The following is a 24641-nucleotide window of genomic DNA, read 5'->3' on the forward strand; positions in this document are numbered from 1 at the left end:
CCCCCCCATCGCTCCCTCCTTAAACCAAAGTAGCAATCATCACTTTCTAGCTTGATTTGCCACAAAGGGTGTGGCTATTTGCAATCATACCCACATGGATGAATGACCAATGGCGAACAAACGGAAGATTGCTTATGCACACCACCTGCCAGGGTGGAAATTTGAGGGCGGCAACCGAGAAGTCTTGAAAGCAAGCAGGCGTGTGGCACCGGATGAATATGAAGAGGAAATGAGAGGCGCCTTGTATTGCCCCGGATGCTTCACCAACGTCGAGCGCACCCCCAAAGAAAAAGACTTGTTTACGAACCAGCGTGACCCTTTCTATCGGCATCTGAAGCGATGGAGTCATGTCGCATGCGTGCTAAGGGCCAAGAAGCCCATCGGCAAACGATATGACACTTGGGAAGAGGCCAAAAGGGCGGTGGAACACGGGCAGCTAGCGATAGTGAACGAGTTTTTGCAAGAAAGGCCCGAAATCGACTTCACGCCAAGCGAGGAATATGACGAAACTCCTGTCGAGGATACGGACGGACCGCCATCGGAAGTACCCATAGGTCGACACCAGGGCGAATCGTTCGAGCTTCCGAGCAAAATAACAACTGTCGCGGGAATATGCCGTAATTTTGAAAAAAACAAAGACAAGTACTTCGTTCTCCCTGGAGCAATTCACGCGGTGAAGCTCGCAGAACTCCTCACCGACGTGGCTGACCTAAAGTGGGACGTCCTTGATAAAGCTCAAACGCCAAAGCTCTATTTCGGGAAAATCCTACGCAGCTGGAATGCAGGTAAGTACAGCACCTCCATCAGAATGACTCGCCTGCGATGCGGTAAAGGAGTGGGTGACTTCACGGTTAAAATGCCAGACGGCTTTTGTCAGGCGAAGAACATTAATGACGTGTCAGTAGGCAGAATCGTAATGTTCTACGGGGCGATTACTAAAAATGGCGGAGGGCTTGGGGTCGAGCACCTTGCCTGGGGCGAAATTGCGTTGGTGCCGAAGAAGTACAACGAGCTATTAATTCCCGAATAAACGCCGCTGAAAATGGCCTGACAGCAGGCTGGAACAGGTGTTGTGATGACAGCAATACCCGATCGAACTGACGAGGATTGCTCGGTAGTTCCGCCGCGGAACCAATTCTCCGCGCCACGTTTTCAAAACTCTCAAAACGTGGCGCGGATACCTGCCATACCGAAACGGTAGATCAGCCCCCGCCCAATCTCAATCTGAGGTCGGACTGAGCCGACAACCCGGCTGTGTATCACTTTGCCTACCACCGCCTTACTGCAACAAAAATCCCCTTCTCGATTCGCTGCAAACCAACTATTTGAGTCCCGTTTAATCCGGTTGCTTGTATCACCTAGAGTGCACCTAAAAAGCACTGGATAAATGATCAGATCATGCCTAATGTGAGTTTTTGAGCCACTCAAAACCCATTCGAGGCAGCACCTATGAACACAGCTAAGCCCGCCCGAGGACGCCAGCACAAACCAACTCGATCCGAAGTTGCCGCCGCCTGGGGCCGCCTTCGCGAAGCCGCAGCCGACGGAAGCGTTCAAGCATCCGCCCTGCTGATAGCGCTTGCCGAAAACAAACCGGTCATCGCTATGGAATCGCCCGCCGCATGACTGATCGCGATAAAGCCGGCAAATGGAAGCCGGGGCAGTCAGGTAATCCCGGTGGTCGTTCTGGCCAAACGCAGGAGCTGCGCGCCCGACTCGCTGAAGGTGCAGACGCCGTAACAAAAAAGGTTCTGACAGCGGCCAAGAAGGGCGATATGCAGGCTTGCCGTTTGATCCTTGAACGCCTGGTACCGCCAATCAAGCCAACCGCAGAGAAAGTGTGCTTCGACCTGGACGACACCGACCTACCCAGCGCAGCCAAATCAATCCTTCGTGCAGTTGCCGCCGGCGAGCTACCACCCGACCAGGGCAAAGCACTGATCGAGGGGCTAGGCGCCGTCGCCCGGGTGATCGAAGTTGCCGAGCTACAGAGGGCCGTCGAAGAACTCCGCGAACAGATGGAGGGAATGCGGCAATGAGCATTAAGTGGATACGGGCCGAGCTCAAGCGAATTGCAGAGAAGATCGGCACCGAAGACGAAGAGACAGTGCTCGTTATGTTGACGGTGGTGGACTGCAGGGTTGACGCGGTTGAGGGGGAGATGGATTACCCCGAGACGGTGGGCCATTCGTTCAACTATCCCGTCCTGGGCGTACAGACGGTCATGCACTTCCCACTGCGCACCATGAACAGCTATGACGCGGCCAATTTGGCAGAGGCGTTCATTCTCCACGTCCGAGCAATCGAAAGCCTCCGCCGCCCTGCTCCAGTGGGTGTGATGGATATGCGGCCATTCCCAAGTTCTGGTGCCTGGGTCTTCCCGCCGCTGGCTAATGGGCAAGACATCAAAGACCACGTCGCAGAACAGTACCAACTGATCATCGAGGCCCGCCATGAACATCCGTAGCCAGGTGGCCAAGCTGCGTCAGCAATCCGGGCTCACTCAATTCAATCGTGACGTACGAGAGATCAGCGCCCTTATGGACGAGTTGCACGTAACAGCAACCGGCGGTGGCACCCGAGAAAACGTGTCCCTACTCGAAATCCTGAGCGAAGCCTCAGACCAAAACCGGCCGAACCACGGCCAGACAATCAGAAGGTAACCCAATGAAAATCGGCAAACGATCCGTCCTCAAAGTTGGCTTGGCCAATCTTCATTACTCCGAATACGAGCACTCCCAGGTAGAGGCAAGAACATTCAACATTCAACGACCCGATGGCACCAAAGGCACTTGGCAGGCCGGTGGTTTGCTGAAGTCTGTCCGCCATTTGCAGGGATTGTCCCTGGAGGCGTTCAAGGACCTCGGAGAAGAAATCCTCTCGATTCGCGAGAACAAGGACCTCAACGCCGCAGCCATTGAGCGCAAGGGCAAGGAGCAGATTGATGGAATCATTCCCGCCCTGATGCCTGCGATGGAGAAGGCAGCAAAAGATATGCTCACGCTAGCCCAAACAGTGGCCAGCGGGTTTGCAGCGGTCACGCCTCGCGCTAGCTCAGACGTTGTTGGTTTCCTGGCTGACCAGGAGCTGCGAGCCATCGTGCGAGGCCTCAAGCCGGAGGAGCGTCAGCGGCTGGTAGCTGAAGCGCGCGCAGGCAGTCACCCCGACGTTGTAGAGGCGGTGCTCAGGGCAAACCCAATGCTTTCCGGGCTATCGCCATAGGCGGCTGACAGCCTTTCGCGCGCGGGTATTGCCGCGTCCCGCGCCGAAGACATCGAAGGGCTCAAGCAGATGCTAGCGATCTACGATGACGTGCTGGCCACCGCCTCCAATGCTGGTGTCGCACTGAGCGGTATGGTCGCCAATTCGAATGGGTACACCGGCCGATTTGAGAAGTGGAGATCGGGCTGTGAGGGCTCCGAAGCGCTTCGCGAATGGCTGGCGAAAATGCCCACTCGCACCTCTGCAAAAGCGGCCCCTGATCAATCCGAAGCGGCCTAACTGACCATCCGTGCGCTACGCAAGCATTGGTAGCGCCGATCAGCCGGCTGATTCTTTGAGTAAGAAGACATGACGTTTCAAGAGCGCTTTACCGAGGCGTGCAAAACGCAGAAATTCAAACCCTACGAACTGATCCAGGGGCCGGACGCCGGCTACACGGTGTGGGAGGTCCAGCACATCAGTGGTGGCCAACAAGTGACACTCGACGGCCCCTTCTTCACTGAGGAAGAGGCCAGGGTTTCCGCCGACCTGCTGAGGGGCACATTCCGAGGCGCCCGGGCCAGCGATTCGATCTACAACCGGGTGTGGAACTACGACCCGCGCCAGGAGCAACTGACCATCGACCAGGCGCATATGTCGCGCGCTGTACTCGCCATTCGCCTTGGGCTTCCAGCCCCTTCTACCAATCTATAGGAGGCCCCATGGCCGCCACAGCAATTGAATATGCCCCACTCACCACTATCAAGCTGTGCGGGCAACTACGGCAGTTCGGTAAGTCCTACCAGTTCTCCGTCCGCACGCCGGCCGAGGCGATCAAAGCATTGTCAGTGCAGATCCCAGGGTTTGAACGGTTTCTGTCAAACGCAAAGTCTCGCGGGCTCGTGTTCGCAGTCTTTCGAGGCAAGAAAAATATCGGTGAGGGTGAGCTTGGATTTCAAGGCAAAGGCGACATCATCATTGCCCCTGTGATCGTAGGCAGCAAACGCTCTGGAGTTCTGCAAACCGTCATCGGCGCCGTGCTGATCGCAGCCTCATTCTTCACGTTCTGGGCGCCCCCGGTATCAGCCGGGCTGTTTGCATCAGGAGTGGGTATGGTCGCCGGCGGCGTAATCCAAATGCTCAGACCCCAGGCTGGCGGCCTCAAGACGAGCGCAGCGCCAGAAAACACGCCGGGATATGCGTTTGGCTCCGCTCGGAATACCACAGCCTCCGGCAACCCGGTACCGCTTTGCTGCGGCCACCGCCGCTGGGGTGGCGCGATCATCAGCGCCGCGATTTATGCTGAGGATCAGCTGTAAAATCGGCCTCCCGGCGATACGTTTTATACGATATCGTGAGTTTTTAAACCCGAGTGCAGAGCCATGAAAGGAATGATCAGCCTAGTTGACTTCATCAAGGAAGTTAAAAAAGAACTCCGCGCAGCAGTCGATAATGAAGACCCATTTTTTGAAATGGGAGAAGTCGAGCTAGAGGTCTCTTTCACCTTAGATGCATCCGCTAAAGCCGGAGTAAAGTTACTGGTTGCAGACATTGGCGGCCAAACGAAAGCAACCCAAATGCACAAAGTAAAGATAAAGCTCCATCCGTTCGTGGAGGTGGAGGCAGAACAGCTCCCATCCTCGATGCCTGAAATCCGAAAAGGTGCAGTGACCACAGTTACGACTACCAGGCGCGTGGCTATCAAAGGCCAGCACTCCACCCAAGCTGGCAGCGCTAAGGACAAGCAAAAACCCAAAGCAAGTAAGCCAGTTGCTAGCGTCTCGTCAACGAAGGCTGCCCCTAGGGCAGGTTGATAGAGTGTGCTGATCCATGCGAGAGGCCTACAGTTTTGAGCATATATAATGCGAGCAAAACTGCTCACATCTACACCTTCGGCTTATCTCGTTTTTCAATCGCCAAGCGAGCCTTCTCCGGAAGGTTCGCGAATCGATCCTGCGTCTTGAGCGGTCGACTGATGCGCTCCTCGACAATGAAATTGATCATCTCAAAGAGCACGAGAACGCTGTCGTGATCATCCTCCAAATTCATTTCGAGAGGATGAACAGCGTTGTTGCCTGTAACCCTAATTACATCAAGCGCCTGCTGGACATGGGCATCTAATCCCCTAGCGACGAGCGTCTTTATATCGGTATCGATATGCTCACCCGTACCACCGATATGTCCCAGCAGTTTTTGTAGACAAAGTCGCAGCAAGGCCGCAGCACCGCGCGGCGATCGGCCACAAATTTCTCGCGCTTCCTCAAAATCGGGTTTACAGGCATCGGGCAGACACTCGTGAGCTGCTTGTGCAGATACATCGTATGGAAAGATCAGATTGCTCCGCTGACTACTCGACAACGTCGCTCCGTCCATCCATACGCTTTCTCCTTGGCAATGCGTGCATTGGCAAAGCCAGAATTTAGTCGAATACGCCTGACCATAAGGCTCGGCGATCAACTGCGCCCACCCCATGGTCGTCAGCGTTGAACAATGAATGCAAGTGAAGGAGCGCTCTCTAAACGAGGGTGACTTAATGATAGGAGGCATTCTGACGATCCATGACATTGAAATGATGCCACTTTAACCTATGCCTATCCAGATACAGCCTTATTTTGTCTTTTTAGGGCTTTCCGCTTGATAAGGAACACCCAAAGTGCAACAGTATTAGTAGAACGCCCTAACTGATACAGGCACACATCATGTTCATCCGCGCATACCTCCGAGCCTCCACCGAGGAACAAGACGCCGGCCGCGCCCGGGCGTCGCTTGAGCAGTTCGCCAGCGACCATAACAAGGTCATCGCCAGCGTGTACCTGGAGAATGCCAGCGGCGCCACCGCAGACCGGCCTGAGCTGGTGCGGCTGCTCAAGGATGCACGCAAAGGTGACGTGTTACTGGTGGAGTCGATAGATCGCCTATCCCGCCTCCCGGTAGAAGACTGGCAAAAGCTCAAGACTGCGATCGACTCCAAGGGCTTACGCATCGTTGCGCTCGACCTGCCGACCAGCCACCAGGGAATGCAGGACACTAAGGGCGACGAGTTCACCGGGCGGATGCTGGGGGCCATCAACTCAATGCTGGTGGAAATGATGGCGGCCATTGCACGCAAGGATTACGAGCAGCGGCGCGAACGGCAGGCCCAGGGCATCGAAAAAGCCAAGGCGGAAGGCAAGTATCAGGGCAGGCCAATAGACGTCGATCTGCACAAGCGCGTGACAGAACTTCTAGGTGCTGGTTTGGGCATTCGTGCCACAGCACGTCACGCCAGTTGCTCGACTACAACCGTATTGCGTATCCGTGATCAGACATCTATCCAATCAACTGTCGTGAGGCCCTGACGATGAAAAACCATATGGACTTGTTGAGCCAGGGGGGAAAGATCGGCGGTTCCGCGCTGGGAGGTGCTATTGGCTCTCTAGCAGGCCCAGAAGGGACGTTCATCGGAGCAGCACTCGGCGCGGCGGTGAGTGAAACGTGCGTGCTGGTACTGGATGACTTAGCCAATAGGTACCTATCACCTAAGGAACAGCAGCGTGTCGCTGGAGTAGCGGCTCTTGCGATCGATGGAATACGCGATCGGCTTTTGTTTGAAGCTCGGCGAGACGATGGTTTTTTTGAGAGCACAGATGGCGGCCCAGCAGCTGCCGAGGAGCTGTTTGAGGGGCTCCTGTTAGCCGCCAAGCAAGAGCACGAACAACTCAAGCTGCCTTACCTGGCCAACTTTTACACCAACCTAGTTTTTGACAGTAGCGTGAAACGGTCTGAGGCTAACTACCTTTTGAACCTCGCTGAATCTTTGACATTTTGCCAATTATGCCTGCTGGGATTGGTATCCCAGAAACAAAAGAAGGCATTCGATTTGAGATCTGGGGGCTGGATAGCGGGCGTAGCCCTCTCTGACGAGACAATCAGCATCGGTGAGCAAGCAAGCTATCTCAATCAACGGCAGCTGTTTTACAACCGAACACAGCCCGGCGATTCCGATCAGCGGTTCACGACTGCATATGCACTCCCAAGGTATACGAGCCTCTCTCAAACTGGGCAAAGGCTTGCAAATTTAATGGGATTGCACGGGATAGACGACGCTGAATTAAAGGCAGTAGCTACAGCTTGGTGAGATAAGCAAGGATTTATCCTTCACAGGTGCTGGCGCACCTTCCACCTGAGGTAGCAATACCTGACTCTAATCTAGGGAGAAAATCGACCTGAAGCTGTCACCCTGCTGTCACGGGCGATTCAACTGAGAGGCTTAAGAGGCTGTAAGCATTGAATTATATGGTGTCCCAGGGCCGGTTCGAACGGCCAACCTTCCCCTTAGGAGGGGGATGCTCTATCCAATTGAGCTACTGGGACAAATGACCGACGTCGAGCCAAAGACGTGGCGACGGACGGCGTGCATGTTAACGGCCGAGGTGGGTTTTGTCATGTCGTCCGTAGGCTTTTCGAGTGTAGGCCAACCCACACCCGAGTGCTTGCGGCCAGCCCCCGCAAACACGGGCACTTGCCACCATCGTGCAAAATGCACTCCCCCAAAATGCCATCATTGCAAATTGCAACCTTTCCGGCATTTGAAGTAGACTCAAGCCATTGATTTTATTGGATTAATAGTTTGGCACGGCACCTGCAATACTTCTCCTACAAACCCAACAAGCCACGGCGTTAAGCGGAGAACATAACCATGAACAGTGCCCTTCTGTTAGCCCTCAACACCGTCGCCTTGGCCGCGTTGGTCACGTTCCATTTCCAATCGACTGGCAGCAATGACCCGGCGCAGATCAGCCAGGCCGTGCCGCATCATCTGCAACAGCGCCCACAGTTGGCGGTGATGACGCCGAACGCACAGTCGCCCGTCCGCCTGACCCAAGGCACCCAGGCGGCGCCTGCATCTGAACACTGGGTTTTCTGAGGAGGCCACCGATGACCAAATTTGCCTGGCTGTTTCTGTGCCTGACCGCATTCACCGGCATGCTTGGACTGGGCGCTGAGTCACAAGACGGCCAAACCACGGCGTTCATCGCCAGTGCCGTGTTTGCCAGCCTGCTGTTGCTCACCCTGATTGTGGGTCGTCGGATCAAATTCGACCCGGTCCTGCGCTGATCCCCCTCCCGCCTTACCTTATGTCGCCTCATCCTCGCTAATCGGCAAATTGCCACTAGTCTTAAACCTAAGGGCAAAAGGCCACTTTGCGATAGCATGTGCGGCCTCAAACCCTGTGGTGGCCTGGACTTACGGGAAGTTCGCCTGCGCGATTGCGTATGCAAAAGTTTTCCAACCAGTCCGCAAAAATGCAAATGAGTGCTGGCATAAAGCCTCTAGGCAGTTCAATATTTGTCACAGAATTGACGCCAAGGAACTGGCAAATCTGAGGCATGATGCGGCCTCTTTGCAATTCAGGTTGAACTTTGGTCGTGAGCCTTGTCTTAACACTCATCTTGCGGCCAATTCCAAAAACCGCTCCCCTGAACTAACCGGTTAAATATATGCGCCCATTGAAACAGGCAATTTATTCCAGCCGTACGGCTGACAAGTTCGTCGTACGTCTGCCAGACGGAATGCGGGAACGCATTGCCGAGGTGGCTCGCAATCATCACCGCAGCATGAACTCCGAGATCATCGCTCGCCTGGAACAAAGCCTCATTCAGGAAGGTGCGCTGGGCGACGAGTTGAGCATGCGCATGGACAGCCCTGAGCTGTCGCTGCACGAACGCGAACTGCTGCAGCGTTTTCGTCAGCTCTCCCACCGCCAGCAAAATGCTCTCGTCTCGCTTATCGCGCACGACGTTGAGGCGGCCGCAGAAGCCAATTGATTTGCAACTGAAAGCCGAAGCCAGCCATGTGCTGGCTTTTTTTTGCCTGGGATTTGGCGGGAATCCCTAGAAGCCGAGCTTCTTTAGCGAGCAAGCTTGCGCTGGAGCGCGAAGCACCTGCCAGGGATACGACTGCTGCGCAGCCGAGCGGGAGCAAGCTCCCTCGCCACAAAAAGCCAGCGCCCAGAGGGGAGCCGGCATGCGATGAACGATCAGAGCAGGAAGATCGTTGCCAGGCCCAGGAAGATGAAGAAACCACCACTGTCGGTCATGGCCGTGATCATCACGCTGGCCCCCATGGCAGGGTCACGCCCAAGGCGGGCCAGGGTCATGGGGATCAGCACCCCCATCAGCGCAGCGAGCAGCAGGTTGAGCGTCATGGCAGCGGTCATCACCACGCCAAGGGACCAACTGCCATATAGCAAGTAGGCAACCACGCCGATCACCCCACCCCACACCAGGCCGTTTATCAGGCCCACCGCCAACTCTTTGCGCAGCAGGCGCGACGAGTTGGCGGTACTCACCTGATCGAGCGCCATCGCACGCACAATCATGGTAATGGTCTGGTTGCCGGAGTTACCGCCGATCCCGGCAACGATCGGCATCAATGCCGCCAGCGCCACCAGCTTCTCGATTGAACCCTCGAACAGCCCGATCACGCGCGACGCGATAAAGGCGGTAATCAGGTTGACCGCCAGCCAGGCCCAGCGGTTATGCAACGAACGCCAGACCGAGGCAAAAATATCTTCCTCTTCACGCAAACCGGCCATGTTGAGGACTTCGGTCTCACTTTCCTCACGAATCAGGTCGACGATTTCATCGATGGTCAAACGACCGATCAACTTGCCGTTCTTGTCGACCACCGGCGCCGAGATCAAGTCATAACGTTCGAACGCCTGAGCGGCATCGTAGGCATCTTCATCCGGGTGGAAACTGACCGTGTCACTGGCCATCAGATCCGCCACTCTTTTGTCCGGATCATTGACCAGCAGACGCTTGATCGGCAGCACACCCTTGAGAATGCCTTCGTAATCGACCACGAACAATTTGTCGGTATGGCCAGGCAATTCCTTGAGGCGGCGCAGGTAACGCAGGACCACTTCCAGGCTGACGTCTTCGCGGATGGTGACCATCTCGAAGTCCATCAGGGCACCGACCTGATCCTCATCGTAAGACAGCGCCGAACGCACACGCTCGCGCTGCTGAGTGTCCAGCGCTTCCATGAGTTCATGGACAACATCACGAGGCAGTTCAGGGGCCAGGTCAGCCAACTCGTCGGCGTCCATCTCCTTGGCTGCCGCCAGAAGCTCGTGATCGTCCATGTCGGCGATCAGGGTTTCACGAACCGAGTCGGATACTTCGAGCAGGATATCGCCGTCGCGGTCGGCCTTGACCAACTGCCAGAGGGTCAGTCGATCATCCAGCGGCAAGGCTTCGAGAATATAGGCGACGTCGGCGGAGTGCAGGTCGTCGAGCTTGCGCTGCAACTCGACGAGGTTTTGCCGGTGAACCAGGTTTTCGACCAGGTTGTTATTCGGGCCATCCTGGCGGTGCGTCAGGTCTTCGACCACGCGCTGGCGCTGCAGCAGCTCGATGACTTGAGCCAGACGATCCTGCAGGCTTTCTTGTGTTTTCTTTACTTCTACTTCGGTCATAGGCGAGCTCCACTCCCAGCAGCGGGGCACGCCGGAAGGATCAATCAGTCAATTCATGATTGGTAAAACGGGGTACTGAGTCACTACTGGGTAAGTCCATGGAGGTATTCCACAAGCCCCGGCGGGGCTGACGGGCGCAATGATACACCGCCCGGCCACTTTAAACGTTAAAAAACTGGAAAGAACAAGCGCTTGCGAGCCAAAGTTGAGTATTGGCTGCATCTATGAACTGCGACGTCGCAGCAAGAAAGGAAAACACAGGGGAGCAGGAGAAAAAGATGAAATCCTACACAAATCCCAGACGGCAAAAAGCCCGCACTTGGCGGGCTTTTTGTTTGTATGGTGCACTCGACAGGATTCGAACCTGTGACCGCTCGGTTCGTAGCCGAGTACTCTATCCAGCTGAGCTACGAGTGCAGATTGTGTTTTTAGACCAGATCACAACTGGTTGCAACCGAATCACCTGCATGACTGCAACTGACTCTTAAATGGTGCACTCGACAGGATTCGAACCTGTGACCGCTCGGTTCGTAGCCGAGTACTCTATCCAGCTGAGCTACGAGTGCATTTGTTGCCGCGCATTATAGGCCGTTCAATCTCTATGTAAAGCTATTTTTTCGAGTAATTTCAAGCACTTACCGAAAAAACCAGATTGCAACGTACTAAGCAAATAATGGCGGAGAACGGGGGATTCGAACCCCCGACACCCTTTTGAGGTGTACTCCCTTAGCAGGGGAGCGCCTTCGGCCACTCGGCCAGCTCTCCGCAACACGGGGCGTATATTAACCACGTTCATCCCCGTTTGCAAACATAAAAAACGATAAAAATTAAAGGCTTGGTTCTTCGTCCTTCTCTTTCTTGATCCGCAGGTAGATTTCCTCGCGGTGCACCGCTACCTCTTTCGGAGCGTTAACCCCGATACGTACTTGATTGCCTTTGACGCCGAGCACGGTCACGGTGATTTCGCCATCACCGATAATCAGGCTTTCTGCGCAACGACGAGTCAGAATCAGCATACCTTTCTCCTCACGCATTTCAGTTCAGGAACAACAGTCTGCAAAAAAAGGCCTTCGACCTACAACCAAAAGGCCATAGTCCTACCGCCTAAGTATTGTCGAGCGCGCGCAAAAGAACATGCGCCCTACAAAAAAAGAAAGGCGCGGTAAACCGCGCCTTCCTGGCACTGCATCACTCGCCCTGTCGGGCCGGAGCGTCCAGCTCAAAAGCGGTGTGCAAAGCACGCACAGCCAGCTCCAGGTATTTCTCTTCGATCACCACCGAGACTTTGATTTCCGAGGTGGAAATCATCTGGATGTTGATGCTTTCCTTGGCCAGCGCCTCGAACATGCGGCTGGCAACGCCGGCATGGGAACGCATGCCCACACCCACGATCGACACTTTGGCAATCTTGGTATCGCCGACCACTTCACGGGCGCCGATTTCCTTCGCCGTGTTCTGCAGGATCCGCTCCGCCGCATCGTACTCGTTGCGGTGCACCGTGAAGGTGAAATCTGTGGTGTTATCGTGCGAAACGTTCTGCACGATCATGTCGACTTCGATGTTCGCGCCGCTGATAGGGCCCAGGATCTTGAAGGCCACGCCCGGGGTGTCTGGCACGCCACGGATAGTCAGCTTGGCTTCATCACGGTTGAAAGCGATACCGGAAATGATCGGCTGTTCCATGGATTCCTCTTCATCAATAGTAATGAGGGTGCCCGGACCCTCTTTGAAGCTGTGCAATACGCGCAGCGGAACGTTGTACTTGCCGGCGAACTCCACCGCGCGGATCTGCAACACCTTGGAACCGAGGCTGGCCATTTCCAGCATCTCTTCAAAGGTGATCTTGTCCAGGCGCTGGGCCACGGACACCACACGCGGGTCGGTGGTGTAGACGCCATCCACATCGGTGTAGATCTGGCATTCATCGGCCTTGAGCGCCGCGGCCAGTGCCACGCCGGTGGTGTCCGAACCGCCACGCCCGAGGGTGGTGATGTTGCCCTGCTCATCCACACCCTGGAAGCCTGCTACAACTACCACGCGCCCGGCTTTCAGGTCAGTACGGATTTTCTGATCATCGATCTGCAGGATACGCGCCTTGGTATGCGCGCTGTCGGTCAGGATACGCACCTGGCTGCCAGTGTAGGACACCGCCGGCACACCACGCTTATTCAGCGCCATGGCCAGCAAGGCGATGGTCACCTGCTCGCCGGTGGACACGATCACATCCAGCTCACGCGGGAGCGGCTGTTGGTCGCCACTGATTGCCTTGGCCAGATCGATCAGGCGATTGGTCTCGCCGCTCATGGCCGACAGCACCACCACCAGGTCGTCGCCGGCATCGCGGAATTTCTTAACCTTGTCGGCCACCTGCTCGATTCTTTCGACGGAACCGACCGAGGTGCCTCCAAATTTCTGTACGATCAAAGCCATTTCTAAGCCGCCTCAGCCCGTAAAGGGGCGCCTAATATCCAATCAACCAGCACCGAGCAGCCCGTGACTAGACCACGGGCCGGTTAACAGTGCCTTAAATACCTGCTTCGACAAACGGCACGGTCAGGGCCAGGGCCGCGTCCAGGGCGCCAGCGTCTACACCACCGCCTTGCGCCATGTCCGGACGACCACCGCCCTTCCCGCCCACTGCCGCGGCGGCTTGCTTCATCAAATCACCGGCCTTGAGTTGGCCAGTCAGGTCCTTGGTTACACCGGCAACCAGAACGACCTTATCCTCATGGACACTGCCGAGCAGGATCACTGCGCGGCCGAGCTTGTTCTTCAACTGATCGACCAGGGCCAACAACGCCTTGCCGTCCTGACCATCCAGGCGCGCAGCCAGGACTTTGACGCCCTTGACGTCCACGGCCGAAGCCGACAGATCGTCACCTGCAGCGCTGGCCGCCTTGGCTTGCAACTGCTCCAGCTGTTTCTCCAGAGCACGGTTGCGCTCCAGCACAGCGGACAGCTTGTCGATCAGGTTGTCGCGGCTGCCCTTGACCAGGCTGGCCGCTTCCTTGAGTTGCTCTTCAGCTGCATTGAGGTAGGCCAGGGCCGCAGCACCGGTCACCGCCTCAATACGACGCACACCGGACGCGACGCCGCCTTCGCTGATGATTTTCAGCAGGGCGATGTCGCCGGTACGGTTGGCGTGAATACCACCACACAGCTCCACCGAGAAGTCGCCACCCATGCTCAGTACGCGAACATTGTCGCCGTACTTCTCGCCGAACAACGCCATGGCACCCTTGGCCTTGGCGGTCTCGATGTCGGTCTCTTCGGTTTCTACCGCAGTGTTCCTGCGAATCTCAGCGTTGACGATGTCTTCCAGGGCCTTGATCTGCTCAGGCTTGATCGCTTCAAAATGGCTGAAGTCAAAGCGCAGGCGCTGGCTGTCCACCAACGAACCTTTCTGCTGGACGTGCTCGCCCAGGACCTGGCGCAGTGCGGCGTGCAACAAGTGCGTGGCCGAGTGGTTCAGCGCCGTTGCATGGCGTACATCGGCATCGACCTGGGTGTCCACTGGCGCACCGACCGTCAAGTTGCCCAGCACCAACACACCGTGATGCAGGAAAGCGCCGCCGGTCTTGGTGGTGTCGCGCACTTCAAAACGACCGGACGTCGAGCTCAGGAAACCGCAGTCGCCAATCTGGCCACCGGATTCGGCGTAGAACGGCGTCTGGTCCAGGACCACAACCGCCTCGTCGCCTTCACTCAACACGTCGACCGATTTACCGTCTTTATAAAGGGCAACGATCTTGGCCGCGCCAACGGTAGCCTTGTAACCGGTGAACTCGGTGGGCACGTCGACCTTGACCAGGGTGTTGTAGTCCAGGCCAAAGGAACTGGCGGAACGCGCACGCACACGCTGGGCTTCCATCTCACGTTCAAAACCGGCCTCATCGATGGTCAACTCGCGTTCACGGGCGATGTCGGCGGTGAGGTCCATCGGGAACCCGTAGGTGTCATACAGCTTGAACACGACATCGCCCGGCACAACGGTGCCTTTGAGCTCAGCCAAGTCCTGTTCCAGAATCTTCAAGCCGTGCTCCAAGGTCTTGGAGAACTGCTCCTCCTCAGCCTTGAGCACGCGCTCGATGTTGCCTTGCTGCTGCTTGAGTTCCGGGAAGGCTTCGCCCATCTCGGCAACCAGCGCGGCCACGATTTTGTAGAAGAAGCTGCCAGTGGCGCCCAGCTTGTTACCGTGGCGGCAGGCGCGACGGATGATACGACGCAGCACGTAGCCACGGCCTTCGTTGGACGGCAGTACACCGTCGGCAATCAGGAAGCCGCAGGAACGGATGTGGTCCGACACCACCTTGAGCGAAGACTGGCTTTCATTGGCACAGCCAATGGCCGCGGCCGAAGCGCTCAGCAGGTTGGTGAACAGGTCGATTTCGTAGTTGGAATGAACGTGCTGCATCACCGCACTGATTCGCTCCAGGCCCATGCCGGTATCCACCGACGGCGCCGGCAGCGGATGCAACACGCCATCGGCGGTGCGGTTGAACTGCATGAACACGTTGTTCCAGATCTCGATGTAACGGTCGCCGTCTTCTTCCGGCGAGCCCGGTGGGCCACCCCAGATGTCGGCGCCGTGATCGTAGAAAATCTCGGTGCAGGGGCCGCATGGGCCGGTATCACCCATGGTCCAGAAGTTATCGGAGGCGTAAGGCGCACCCTTGTTGTCGCCGATGCGAATCATGCGCTCGACCGGCACACCGATTTGCTGGGTCCAGATGTCGTAGGCTTCGTCATCGGTGGCATAGACGGTGACCCAGAGTTTTTCCTTGGGCAGCTTCAACACGCCGGTCAGGAAGGTCCAGGCGAACGTAATCGCATCTTTCTTGAAATAGTCACCGAAGCTGAAGTTACCCAGCATTTCGAAGAAGGTGTGGTGGCGGGCGGTGTAGCCGACGTTTTCCAGGTCACTGTTCTTGCCGCCGGCACGCACGCACTTCTGGCTGCTGGTGGCACGGGTGTAGGCGCGCTTTTCCTGGCCCAGGAAGCAGTCCTTGAACTGGTTCATCCCCGCGTTAGTGAACAGCAGGGTAGGGTCATTGCCTGGGATCAAGGAGCTGGAGGCGACACGGGTGTGACCTTGCTCTTCGAAGAAGCGAAGGAAGGCTTCACGGATTTCTGCGCTTTTCATTAGGTTCTTCCACGGAGTCTGCGGCCAAAGGCCAGTGCGCAACATCATCAGACGAAGCGACGGCAAAGGGCCGCATTATATCGGCCCTTTGCCGGTGGTACAGCGTGTTTATGCGATAGAGAGGTTCAATTAGACGGTCTGCACGCTCATTTTGGCGAAAACTCGACAAATGCCTGCAGCACGCGCTCCATCTGCGCGCGGCTGACATCCATATGCGTGACCATGCGCAGCCGCGGCGCAACGCTCAGCTTGATCCCGCGCTCGGCGGCAAAGGCCTTCAGGGCATCGGCCCGGTCGCCGATCTGCACGTAGACCATATTGGTCTGCACCGGCTCCACACTGTACCCGGCCTCGCGCAGCGCATCCCCCAGCCACAGGGCATTGGCGTGGTCATCGGCCAGGCGCTGTACCTGGTGATCCAGGGCATACAGCCCCGCCGCCGCCAGGGAACCGGCCTGGCGCATGCCGCCACCGACCATCTTGCGCAGGCGCCGGGCCTTGGCGATCAGCGCCGTGGAGCCGCACAGCACCGAGCCGATCGGCGCGCCAAGGCCTTTGGACAGGCACACCGACACCGAGTCAAAGTGCTGGGCAATCGCGCGCGCATCCACCCCCAGCTTGACCGCTGCGTTGTAGAGCCGCGCTCCGTCCAAGTGCAGCGCCAGGCCATGTTCACGGGTGAACGCGCGGGCTTTCGCCAGGTACTCCAGCGGCAACACCTTGCCTTGCATGGTGTTTTCCAACGCCAGCAGGCGGGTGCGGGCGAAGTGGAAATCGTCCGGCTTGATCGCAGCCAGCACCTGGTCCAGGTCCAGTGAGCCGTCCGCCTGCACGTCCAAGGGCTGGGGCTGGATCGAACCGAGCACCGCCGCCCCGCCCCCTTCGTATTTGTAGGTGTGGGCTTGTTGGCCGACGATGTATTCCTCGCCGCGCTCACAATGCGCCATCAACGCCAGCAGGTTGCTCATGGTGCCGGTGGGCACGAACAACGCCGCGGCAAACCCCAGGCGCTTGGCCAGCTCGGCTTCCAGGCGGTTGACGCTGGGGTCTTCGCCGTAGACGTCATCACCGCTGGCGGCAGTGGCCATCGCATCGAGCATGCCAGGGGTGGGTTGGGTCACGGTGTCGCTGCGCAGGTCAATCACGGACATGAATCAAGCCTCTGACGATTTGAATAAGTGCCTTATAAGCATGATTACTGCGGGCAAAGCCTCGGAATATCAAGCCCCCGCTGCATTGAATCGAATACCAACCAAACAAACCGATATAGCTTATCGATACGGCGGTCGTGCAGTTTTCGAAAAACCGTGTTAAAAACTCTCCGCCGCCAGGGTTCTGGCGGCAACGTTCTCAGGGCGGGGTGCAATTCCCCACCGGCGGTAATTGCACGCAATGTGCATAGCCCGCGAGCGCTTGGCGCCTCGAACTGCTCACGCGGTACGGCGACAAGGTCAGCAGACCCGGTGTGATCCCGGGGCCGACGGTCATAGTCCGGATGAAGAGAGAACGGGATTGGCACCTAAGGGCCGCGCACCGCGTGTGCTTGCGTACCCTTAAATCCCATTCGATTCATAACGCCCTGTTTTTTTCTTAAACAGGAGTCAGAACATGCAACCCACCGCTATCGACAGCAAAAGCAAAAACCATCACGGCGAGCGCGTCGCGTTTATCCAGGCCTGCTGGCACAAGGATATTGTCGACCAATCGCGTAAAGGCTTCCTCGCCGAAATGATCGCCCAGGGCTACCAGGAATCGGACATCGATTTCTTCGAAGTCGGCGGCGCCTTTGAAATGCCCCTGCACGCCAAGCTGCTGGCCAAGACCGGCCGTTACGCCGGCATCGTTGCCGCCGCGCTGGTGGTGGACGGTGGCATCTACCGCCACGAATTCGTCGCCCAATCGGTGGTCAGCGGCCTGATGCAGGTGCAGTTGGAAACCGAAGTACCAGTGTTCTCGGTGTCGCTGACCCCGCACCACTTCCACGCCGGCAGCGAGCACACCACGTTCTTCTACGAACACTTCGTGCACAAGGGCCAGGAAGCTGCGCGTACCTGCGCCGACACCCTGCACAAGGTCCGCGCGATTCGCCGTAGCGAGCCACGCGCGGTAGCGGTCTAAGCAGCACTGCAAAGCAAAATGTGGGAGGGGGCTTGCCCCGATGGCGGTGGGTCAGAATCACATACGGTGACTGACACATCCTCATCGGGGGCAAGCCCCCTCCCACATTTGGATCCGGTTAAGACTTGAGATCTAGGCCAGGCCGGCATCCGTCGTCGGCACAATCAATATCCCCGCCCGCAAACCATTCTTCACCTTCGGGTTAGGGAAGATGATGCGTGCACCCTCCTCCTCGATCACCCAGCGCGTCTTGGCCACATCTTCGGCCAGCAGATAACCCTTTTCCAACTCCGAAAAGTTCTCCACGTCAGCCGGCAAATGCAGCAGGAACGCATCGCTGTGCTTGATGACTTCGCGCGACACGGCGAACAGTTTCAACCCTTCCAGGCTGTCAGTCTCAGGTTCGGTGCCTTCGATGATCTGCTTGAGGCGCAGCTCCAGGCGGGAAACATTCACGCCCTGGTTCTGCCCAAACGGCCGCGCCTTGCCCAATTCCAGGGTGAACGCCTCGGCCTCCAACTGTTCATAGGTAAACGCGGTGAAGGTGATCGAGGTCTTGTTTTGCAGCAGCACCGCTTGCATGCCTGCAGCGTTTAGGCGCGCCAGTTGGTGACGTGAATGCTGGCGACCTTCTTTCCACGGGTACAAGGCGAACTGCTCGATCTTCGAGCCACGAATGGCCGTGTGTAGGTCGTAATGCAGGCGCGAACGGCCCGGCAGGCTGAAGAAACTGCGAGCCAGTTGCTCCAGCTCGGCGGCGCGCATGGCTTCGGGGCCGATGTTTTTTTCATGCCGACCGTTGAACAGCCGGTTGACGTCCAGCTCGAGGTAGCGCTCGCCGCGGCGCATGGCCTCGGTGTTGCCGAACAGGAACAGCACACGGGAGCGTGGTTTGATCTCCCCACGGGCGATGCCATGCAACAGGCGGTCGAGCAGTTCGATCGGCGCGGTCTCATTGCCATGGATGCCGGACGACAGCAGCAGGTCGCTGCCGTTGTCGCGGGCCTCAGGTGGGCGCACTTCAAGCGCGCCCTCACTGAGCCAGCGCATCTGCACGCCGTCGACAGTCAGTTGAATTTTTTGCGCCGGTTCGCGACCGGCGAGGGTCAGTTCAAGCAGTTTGCCGAGGGCGAGCATAAGCAGCTTCCTTAGTGGTTGCAGCCAGGACCGTGGACGTGATCGTCGTCATCGCCTTCAACGTCGGCCGGTTCCATTTCCAGTTGCAGGCTCATCAGGTTGGTAGCCAGCGGGCGCATCAACAGGTTGGCGTACTCGGCGTCGCCTTCTTCCACGTCCACACCGATCAGCAGTTGGCCACGGCCGTCGTGCTGGATCCAGATCTCCTTGCCCTGCCACACCACGGCGACGCGGGTGCAGGAGGTTTCCAGCTGGGTGCCGTCGGTGTCTTCAAGGATCAGTTTCAGGGTGTCGGTGGTCATAGAGTAGCTCTCAGCATAGGGCGTAAAAGAAGGTGGCGTTAATTGATCTGGAACGGATAAACCGAGCCCAGTTTAAGGATTTGCGTCAGTTCATCCAGTGCCGTCCGGCACTCAAGCAGCAATTGCGGGTCAGCCAGGTCGGTTTCACGCAGGCTGTCGCGGTAGTGCTTGTCGACCCATTGGGTCAGCGTGTCGTACAGCGGCGCCGTCATGATAACGCCTGGATTCACCGCCGCCAGTTCCGTTTCGTTCAAGGCGACACGCAAGCGCAGGCAGGCCGGGCCTCCGCCGTTCTGCATGCTTTGCTTGAGGTCGAACACCTTCACTTCGCGGATCAACCCACCGGACGCGGTCAGGCCTTGCAGGTACTGCCAGACGCGTTCGTTGGCGCGGCACTCTTCCGGCACGATCAGCAGCATCGAGCCATCGGCGCGGCTCAGCAGCTGGCTGTTGAACAGGTAGGAACGCACCGCGTCCTCGACACTGACCTGGGCGCGGGGCACGCACACCGACTGAAAGTTGCCGCCCAGCTTGCCCAGCTTGCCGTGCAGTTCGCCGAGCATCTGCTCGGTATTGAGGAACGCATCCTCGTGATAGAACAGCACTTCACCGTTGCCCACCGCGATCACATCATTGTGGAACACGCCGGCATCGATCACCGCCGGGTTCTGCTGGGCGTAGACCACGCCGTCGTCCTGCAAGCCGTGCAAGCGTGCGACCGCCTGGGACGCTTCGAGCGTCTGGCGCGCCGGGTACTTCTGGGGTGCCGGGTAACGGGTGTCAAAGGCGCTGCGCCCGTACACAAAAAACTCCACGCCCGCCTCGCCATAGTCGCGGCAGAAGCGCGTGTGGTTGGCCGCACCTTCGTCGCCGAACTGCGCCACCGCCGGCAACGCGGCGTGGTGGGCGAAGTGCTTCTGGTCGGCAAACATCGCCCCCAGCACGCGGCTGGTGGTCGGGTGTTCGATACTGCGGTGATACTTGCAGTTGAGGTTGGCGGCGGTGAAATGCACGCGGCCATCGGCGGTGTCGGCACTCGGGCTGACGGTGGCGGCATTGGCCACCCACATGCTCGACGCCGAACAGCTCGCGACCAGCAGCGGCATGGCGTGCTTGGCCGCCTGCTGGATGACTTGGGCGTCGGTGCCGCTGAAACCGAGGTTGCGCAAGGCGGCCACATCCGGACGCTCCTGGGGGGCCAACACACCTTGCACAAAGCCCATGTCCATCAGGGCTTTCATTTTCTGCAGGCCCTGCAACGCCGCTTCCTTCGGATTGGAAGACTGCTGGCTGTTGCTCTGGGACGCGACGTTGCCGTAGGACAAACCGCCGTAGTTATGGGTCGGCCCCACTAGACCGTCAAAATTGACTTCATAGGATTTCATCGGCGAGGCTCCACGAACATCTGTATTTTTATAGGCATCAATAACAAAGCTTCTGTGGCGAGGGAGCTTGCTCCCTCGCCACAGGGTTTCATTGCCCCCCTAAGACAAGCGCACGCCGGGGGTCAGCGTTGCCGGGACCACCAGGCTCGGGGTCTCCAACGAGGCCACCGGGTATGCGCAATAGTCCGCCGCGTAATAGGCACTGGCGCGATGGTTGCCCGACGCCCCTACCCCACCGAACGGCGCGGTACTGGCGGCGCCAGTCAGTTGTTTGTTCCAGTTGACGATACCGGCGCGGCTTTCCAGCCAGAACTGCTGGTAGCGCGCTTCGGAATCCGACAACAAGCCCGCGGCTAGGCCGTACTGGGTGTTGTTGGCCTCGGCAATCGCCGCTGCAAAATCCGCGTAGCGGATCACCTGCAACAGCGGGCCGAACAATTCTTCGTCTTCGCGCGCGGTAACGCCGGTCACGTCGATGATGCCTGGTGTCAGCAGCGCTGCCTGATCCTGTGGCTGGGTCATTTCCAGCAGCGCCACGGCGCCGTTGGCCAACATCAGTTCCTGGGCATCCATCAAAGCCTTGGCAGCCGCCAGGGAAATCACCGACCCCATGAACGGCGCCGGTTGCTGGTCAAACGCACCGACTGCAATCGTCGCGCTGACTGCCACCAGGCGCGCCAGCAACGCATCGCCCCAGGCGCCTTCCGGCACCAGCAGGCGACGGGCACAGGTGCAACGTTGGCCGGCGGAGATAAACGCCGACTGAATAATGGTGTAGACCGCGGCATCCACGTCGGCCACTTCGTCGACCACCAGCGGGTTGTTGCCGCCCATTTCCAGGGCCAGGATCTTGTCCGGGCGACCGGAGAATTGCTGGTGCAGGTGGTTGCCGGTGCGGCTGGAACCGGTAAAGAACAGCCCGTCGATACCGGGGTTGGCCGCCAGGGCGATGCCGGTTTCCCGCGCGCCTTGCAGCAGGTTCAGCACACCCGCCGGCAGGCCGGCTTCGATCCAGCATTGCACGGTCAGCTCGGCGACTTTAGGGGTCAGCTCGCTAGGTTTGAACAGCACGGTATTACCCGCCAGCAAGGCCGGGACGATATGCCCGTTCGGCAAGTGCCCCGGGAAGTTGTAAGGCCCGAACACCGCCACCACACCGTGTGGCTTGTGGCGCAGTACAGCGGTGGCGTCGCCCAGGGGACCGCTCTTCTCGCCGGTACGCTCGCGGTAGCTCTGCACCGAGATCGCGATCTTGTTGGCCATGCTGGTGACTTCGGTGGCCGACTCCCAGAGCGGCTTGCCGGTTTCCTCGCCGATGCAACGGGCGATCTCATCGGCGCGGTTTTTCAGCGTGGCCGCGAAGGTCTCGAGCACACTGATACGCTCTTCCAGCGGGCGCCGGGCCCAGGCCGGGAATGCTTGGCGCGCGGCCTGGACGGCGGATTCAACCTGCTCGGCAGTCGCACCATTGCCGGCCCACAGCACGTGCTGGGTCACCGGGTTGCGCGACTCAAACAGTTCACCCTGGCCAGCCAGCCAGCTACCTGCGATATACAGCGAATTCATTGTTTCGACTCCCGAGCAGCGGACAACGGTACGGCACGCACTTGATCACCCACCACCAGTTGCAGGCGCTTGGCGGTCAGCGGATCGACCACCAGCGTGCCTGCCGCCAGGCGGGCCGGTGCAGCGGTAATGCGACAATCCTCGCGCTTGCGGTTATGGATCAGGAACGGCGTGGCGTCGTCCCCCGGCGTGCCGATGGCCAGTACCAGCGACTGGCTGTCGCGCACGGCGCGGATCTTGGTGGTTTCACACTCCACCGCGGGGCCGGCGTCGAAGATGTCGACGTAGCCCTGGTAGCTGAACCCTTCGCTCTTGAGCATGCTCAGCGCCGGTTCGGTGTCCGGGTGGACCTTGCCGATCACGTTGCGCGCATCCTCGGACAGGAAGCAGCTGTACAACGGAAACTTCGGCATCAGCTCGGCGATAAACGCTTTGTTGCCCACACCGGTGAGGTAGTCGGCCTGGCTGAATTCCATCTTGAAAAAGTGCCGACCCAGGCTTTCCCAGAACGGCGAGCGCCCCGCGTCGTTGGACACGCCACGCATCTCGGCAATGATCTTGCTGCCGAACAACTGCGGGAACTCAGCGATAAATAGCAGGCGCGCCTTGGCCAGCATGCGGCCGTTGAGGCCGGTGCGGTAATCGGCGTGCAGGAACAACGAGCACAGCTCGGAATTACCGGTGAGGTCGTTGGCCAGGAACAGCGTCGGAATCTCGCGATAGATGTTCAGCTCCTGGGAGGCGCTGACGGTCAGGCCGACCCGGAAGTTGTACCAGGGCTCACGCAAGCCAACGGCGCCGGCGATGGCAGAAATGCCCACCACGCGGCCTTCGTCATTTTCCAGCACGAACAGGTAGTCGGCATCGCCGCGCCCGGCGTCGCCGCGAAAGGTTTTCTCGGCCCAGCCCACGCGATGGGTCAGGCGCTCTTCGTTGGCCGGCAAGGTGGTGAGGCCGGTGCCGGTGCTGCGCGCCAGATCAATCAGGGCCGGTAAATCGCTGCTGCGTACGGGACGAACGATCATGCTATCTCCTCGAACGGGCCGCTGTTGTCAGCCACCCGCGAAACTCTCTTTTTAAACCGCTACCAGGCGCACGCTCGCGCCTTCGCCAACACCCAGGGCTTCGGCCGCTGCGAGGTCCAACGTCACCGGTTTACCCGGCGCGTAATCCAGCTCCAGCATCACCGCGCGGTAATCCTGCAACTGCGCGTTGCTCACCAGGTACTGGCGGCCGACACCCTTGACCATCTCACCGATTTTCACTGGCACCACGCGGCTCTGGGCGATGGAGCGAATGCCCGACACCCGCGCATGCAGCGTTGGGCCACCGTCGAAGATGTCGATGTAATGGTCGGTCTCGAAGCCTTCGCGCATCAGGATGTCGAAGGTGATCTGCGCACGCGGGTGCACCTGGCCCATGGCTTCCTGGGCTTCGTCCGGCAGCAGTGGCACGTAGATCGGGTAGTGCGGCATCAGCTCGGCGAGGAACGTGCGGCTTTTCAGTCCGCACAGGCGCTCGGCGGCGGCGTAGTTGAGGTCGAAGAAGTTGCGACCGATGGCGTCCCAGAACGGCGAATCACCGTTCTCGTCGCTGTAGCCGACGATCTCGGTCACCACCGAGTCGGCAAAGCGCTCGGGGTGGCTGGCGACGAACAGCAGGCGGCCACGGGAGTTGAGTTCCGACCACGGCGAACCGACCAGCGCAGGCTTCACGTAGAAACTGGTGAGCAGGCTGTTGCCGGTCAGGTCGTGGCACTGGGAAAGCACGTGGATCTTGTTGTGGATCTTCAGCTCGCGGGAGGCGTGCACGAAGGTTTCGTTACGGAAGCTGTAGAACGGCTCCGAGTAACCGGCCGAGGCGACGATGGCCGAGCAGCCGGCGAGCTTGCCGGTCTCGGTGTCTTCGAGCACAAAGAAGTAGCTCTCTTCACCGTTGAAACTCACCTCGGCCGCGAAGGAGGCTTCGCTGGCGGCGATTTTATCGCTCAGGCGCTCCACATCGTCCGGCAAGGAGGTGACACCAATCGGGCTGTCCGCAGCCAGACGCTGTACCTCGCCCAGATCAGCCATTTGCGCGGGGCGCATCACCAGCATGGTGTCACTCCTTAACTCGAAAAACTCACAGGAAAAAATACCGGACAGGTCCTGATTCAACACAGGTCCAAATGTGGGAACCGGCTTTTGTGGCGAGGGAGCTTGCTCCCGCTGGGCTGCGTAGCGGCCCCAAAGATATTGGGAGCGCTTCGCACTCCAGCGGGAGCAAGCTCCCTCGCCACAAAAAGCAGCTCCCACATTTGATCCGGTCCAGCCAACAAAATGTGTATC

27 protein-coding genes, 4 tRNA genes and 1 riboswitch are annotated in these 24641 nt (G+C 58.5%); of the genes, 15 read left to right on the plus strand and 16 right to left on the minus strand.

Annotated features, from left to right (window positions below; genetic code table 11):
* Positions 1 to 109: 109 nt before the first annotated feature.
* The 9 genes from ACI512_RS27985 (at position 110) to ACI512_RS28025 (ending at position 5015) form a co-directional block, all read left to right on the plus strand.
* Positions 110 to 1030 (plus strand): hypothetical protein, encoded by a 921-nt coding sequence (locus ACI512_RS27985; protein ID WP_405121440.1) that lies wholly within the window; start codon positions 110 to 112, stop codon positions 1028 to 1030.
* Positions 1031 to 1622: 592 nt separating this feature from the next.
* Positions 1623 to 2039 (plus strand): DUF5681 domain-containing protein, encoded by a 417-nt coding sequence (locus ACI512_RS27990; protein ID WP_236380958.1) that lies wholly within the window; start codon positions 1623 to 1625, stop codon positions 2037 to 2039.
* A complete protein-coding gene (locus tag ACI512_RS27995; RefSeq protein WP_236380957.1) occupies positions 2036 to 2467 on the plus strand; it encodes a hypothetical protein in 432 nt (143 codons plus the stop codon). The genes ACI512_RS27990 and ACI512_RS27995 overlap by 4 nt, the downstream gene beginning before the upstream one ends.
* Positions 2454 to 2663 carry a hypothetical protein gene (locus ACI512_RS28000; protein WP_236380956.1) on the plus strand — a complete coding sequence of 70 codons (210 nt, stop codon included), beginning with the start codon at positions 2454 to 2456 and terminating at the stop codon, positions 2661 to 2663. The genes ACI512_RS27995 and ACI512_RS28000 overlap by 14 nt, the downstream gene beginning before the upstream one ends.
* 4 nt (positions 2664 to 2667) lie before the next feature.
* The gene (locus ACI512_RS28005; protein ID WP_236380954.1) at positions 2668 to 3222 is read left to right on the plus strand and encodes a hypothetical protein; all 555 of its coding nucleotides are present in this window, start codon (positions 2668 to 2670) and stop codon (positions 3220 to 3222) included.
* Positions 3223 to 3291: 69 nt separating this feature from the next.
* Positions 3292 to 3501, plus strand: a complete 210-nt coding sequence (locus ACI512_RS28010; RefSeq protein ID WP_236380952.1) for a hypothetical protein — start codon at positions 3292 to 3294, stop codon at positions 3499 to 3501.
* 69 nt (positions 3502 to 3570) lie between these two features.
* Complete coding sequence (locus ACI512_RS28015; protein ID WP_236380950.1) at positions 3571 to 3915, plus strand: hypothetical protein; 345 nt, start codon at positions 3571 to 3573, stop codon at positions 3913 to 3915.
* A gap of 8 nt (positions 3916 to 3923) precedes the next feature.
* Positions 3924 to 4520 (plus strand): tail assembly protein, encoded by a 597-nt coding sequence (locus ACI512_RS28020; RefSeq protein ID WP_236380949.1) that lies wholly within the window; start codon positions 3924 to 3926, stop codon positions 4518 to 4520.
* 63 nt (positions 4521 to 4583) lie between these two features.
* On the plus strand, positions 4584 to 5015 hold the full coding sequence (locus ACI512_RS28025) for a trypco2 family protein (RefSeq protein WP_236380947.1): 432 nt from the start codon (positions 4584 to 4586) through the stop codon (positions 5013 to 5015).
* Positions 5016 to 5085: 70 nt separating this feature from the next.
* Here ACI512_RS28025 and ACI512_RS28030 read toward each other — a convergent pair whose 3' ends face one another.
* Entirely contained in the window at positions 5086 to 5748 is a 663-nt protein-coding gene (locus tag ACI512_RS28030) for a DUF4145 domain-containing protein (protein ID WP_236380946.1), read from the minus strand.
* Between the two features lie 152 nt (positions 5749 to 5900).
* Here ACI512_RS28030 and ACI512_RS28035 point away from each other — a divergent pair, with 152 nt between their 5' ends.
* Both ACI512_RS28035 and ACI512_RS28040 read left to right on the plus strand, forming a co-directional pair.
* Positions 5901 to 6539: a recombinase family protein gene (locus ACI512_RS28035; RefSeq protein ID WP_236380945.1), complete on the plus strand. Its 639-nt coding sequence runs from the start codon at positions 5901 to 5903 to the stop codon at positions 6537 to 6539.
* Between the two features lie 2 nt (positions 6540 to 6541).
* Positions 6542 to 7318: a hypothetical protein gene (locus tag ACI512_RS28040; RefSeq protein ID WP_236380944.1), complete on the plus strand. Its 777-nt coding sequence runs from the start codon at positions 6542 to 6544 to the stop codon at positions 7316 to 7318.
* Positions 7319 to 7477: 159 nt separating this feature from the next.
* Here ACI512_RS28040 and ACI512_RS28045 read toward each other — a convergent pair.
* Positions 7478 to 7554, minus strand: a tRNA-Arg gene (locus tag ACI512_RS28045).
* A gap of 325 nt (positions 7555 to 7879) precedes the next feature.
* Here ACI512_RS28045 and ACI512_RS28050 point away from each other — a divergent pair.
* The 3 genes from ACI512_RS28050 to ACI512_RS28060 all read left to right on the plus strand — a co-directional run bounded on the left by ACI512_RS28050 (position 7880) and on the right by ACI512_RS28060 (position 9008).
* Entirely contained in the window at positions 7880 to 8107 is a 228-nt protein-coding gene (locus tag ACI512_RS28050) for a hypothetical protein (RefSeq protein WP_015885464.1), read from the plus strand.
* Positions 8108 to 8118: 11 nt separating this feature from the next.
* Positions 8119 to 8298 (plus strand): PA3371 family protein, encoded by a 180-nt coding sequence (locus ACI512_RS28055; RefSeq protein ID WP_015885465.1) that lies wholly within the window; start codon positions 8119 to 8121, stop codon positions 8296 to 8298.
* A gap of 383 nt (positions 8299 to 8681) precedes the next feature.
* Positions 8682 to 9008: an Arc family DNA-binding protein gene (locus ACI512_RS28060; protein WP_015885466.1), complete on the plus strand. Its 327-nt coding sequence runs from the start codon at positions 8682 to 8684 to the stop codon at positions 9006 to 9008.
* A gap of 212 nt (positions 9009 to 9220) precedes the next feature.
* On the opposite strand, the gene mgtE is transcribed toward ACI512_RS28060, so the two are convergent.
* The 8 genes from mgtE to ltaE all read right to left on the minus strand — a co-directional run bounded on the left by mgtE (position 9221) and on the right by ltaE (position 16957).
* On the minus strand, positions 9221 to 10663 hold the full coding sequence (gene mgtE / locus ACI512_RS28065) for a magnesium transporter (RefSeq protein ID WP_015885467.1): 1443 nt from the start codon (positions 10661 to 10663) through the stop codon (positions 9221 to 9223).
* A 340-nt stretch (positions 10664 to 11003) separates the two neighbouring features.
* Positions 11004 to 11080 (minus strand) — tRNA-Arg (locus ACI512_RS28070).
* 72 nt (positions 11081 to 11152) lie between these two features.
* Positions 11153 to 11229: transfer RNA gene (locus tag ACI512_RS28075), tRNA-Arg, on the minus strand.
* Between the two features lie 108 nt (positions 11230 to 11337).
* Positions 11338 to 11428: transfer RNA gene (locus tag ACI512_RS28080), tRNA-Ser, on the minus strand.
* A gap of 62 nt (positions 11429 to 11490) precedes the next feature.
* Positions 11491 to 11679 (minus strand): carbon storage regulator CsrA, encoded by a 189-nt coding sequence (gene csrA, locus ACI512_RS28085; RefSeq protein WP_003175645.1) that lies wholly within the window; start codon positions 11677 to 11679, stop codon positions 11491 to 11493.
* 172 nt (positions 11680 to 11851) lie between these two features.
* Complete coding sequence (locus ACI512_RS28090) at positions 11852 to 13093, minus strand: aspartate kinase (RefSeq protein WP_010208327.1); 1242 nt, start codon at positions 13091 to 13093, stop codon at positions 11852 to 11854.
* A 94-nt stretch (positions 13094 to 13187) separates the two neighbouring features.
* Positions 13188 to 15806, minus strand: a complete 2619-nt coding sequence (alaS, locus tag ACI512_RS28095) for an alanine--tRNA ligase (RefSeq protein ID WP_236380943.1) — start codon at positions 15804 to 15806, stop codon at positions 13188 to 13190.
* 146 nt (positions 15807 to 15952) lie between these two features.
* Positions 15953 to 16957, minus strand: a complete 1005-nt coding sequence (gene ltaE, locus ACI512_RS28100; RefSeq protein ID WP_236380942.1) for a low-specificity L-threonine aldolase — start codon at positions 16955 to 16957, stop codon at positions 15953 to 15955.
* Positions 16958 to 17148: 191 nt separating this feature from the next.
* A riboswitch (FMN riboswitch) is annotated at positions 17149 to 17318 on the plus strand.
* A 96-nt stretch (positions 17319 to 17414) separates the two neighbouring features.
* Between ltaE and ACI512_RS28105 the strand changes: the two genes are divergently transcribed.
* Positions 17415 to 17924, plus strand: coding sequence for a 6,7-dimethyl-8-ribityllumazine synthase (locus ACI512_RS28105; RefSeq protein WP_003193604.1), 510 nt, complete (start codon positions 17415 to 17417; stop codon positions 17922 to 17924).
* 132 nt (positions 17925 to 18056) lie between these two features.
* On the opposite strand, the gene astE is transcribed toward ACI512_RS28105, so the two are convergent.
* The 6 genes from astE to aruF all read right to left on the minus strand — a co-directional run bounded on the left by astE (position 18057) and on the right by aruF (position 24410).
* Positions 18057 to 19061: a succinylglutamate desuccinylase gene (gene astE / locus ACI512_RS28110; protein ID WP_236380941.1), complete on the minus strand. Its 1005-nt coding sequence runs from the start codon at positions 19059 to 19061 to the stop codon at positions 18057 to 18059.
* 11 nt (positions 19062 to 19072) lie between these two features.
* Positions 19073 to 19363: a hypothetical protein gene (locus ACI512_RS28115; RefSeq protein WP_003214319.1), complete on the minus strand. Its 291-nt coding sequence runs from the start codon at positions 19361 to 19363 to the stop codon at positions 19073 to 19075.
* 38 nt (positions 19364 to 19401) lie between these two features.
* Positions 19402 to 20748, minus strand: a complete 1347-nt coding sequence (gene astB / locus ACI512_RS28120; RefSeq protein ID WP_046035640.1) for an N-succinylarginine dihydrolase — start codon at positions 20746 to 20748, stop codon at positions 19402 to 19404.
* Positions 20749 to 20847: 99 nt separating this feature from the next.
* The gene (gene astD, locus ACI512_RS28125; protein ID WP_046035639.1) at positions 20848 to 22314 is read right to left on the minus strand and encodes a succinylglutamate-semialdehyde dehydrogenase; all 1467 of its coding nucleotides are present in this window, start codon (positions 22312 to 22314) and stop codon (positions 20848 to 20850) included.
* Positions 22311 to 23339, minus strand: a complete 1029-nt coding sequence (astA, locus tag ACI512_RS28130; RefSeq protein ID WP_015885474.1) for an arginine N-succinyltransferase — start codon at positions 23337 to 23339, stop codon at positions 22311 to 22313. The genes astD and astA overlap by 4 nt, the downstream gene beginning before the upstream one ends.
* A gap of 51 nt (positions 23340 to 23390) precedes the next feature.
* Entirely contained in the window at positions 23391 to 24410 is a 1020-nt protein-coding gene (aruF, locus tag ACI512_RS28135; protein ID WP_015885475.1) for an arginine/ornithine succinyltransferase subunit alpha, read from the minus strand.
* Positions 24411 to 24641 lie beyond the last annotated feature (231 nt).

This window comes from Pseudomonas petroselini (assembly GCF_045037875.1).
In the GTDB taxonomy this organism is placed as follows: Bacteria; Pseudomonadota; Gammaproteobacteria; order Pseudomonadales; family Pseudomonadaceae; genus Aquipseudomonas; species Aquipseudomonas petroselini.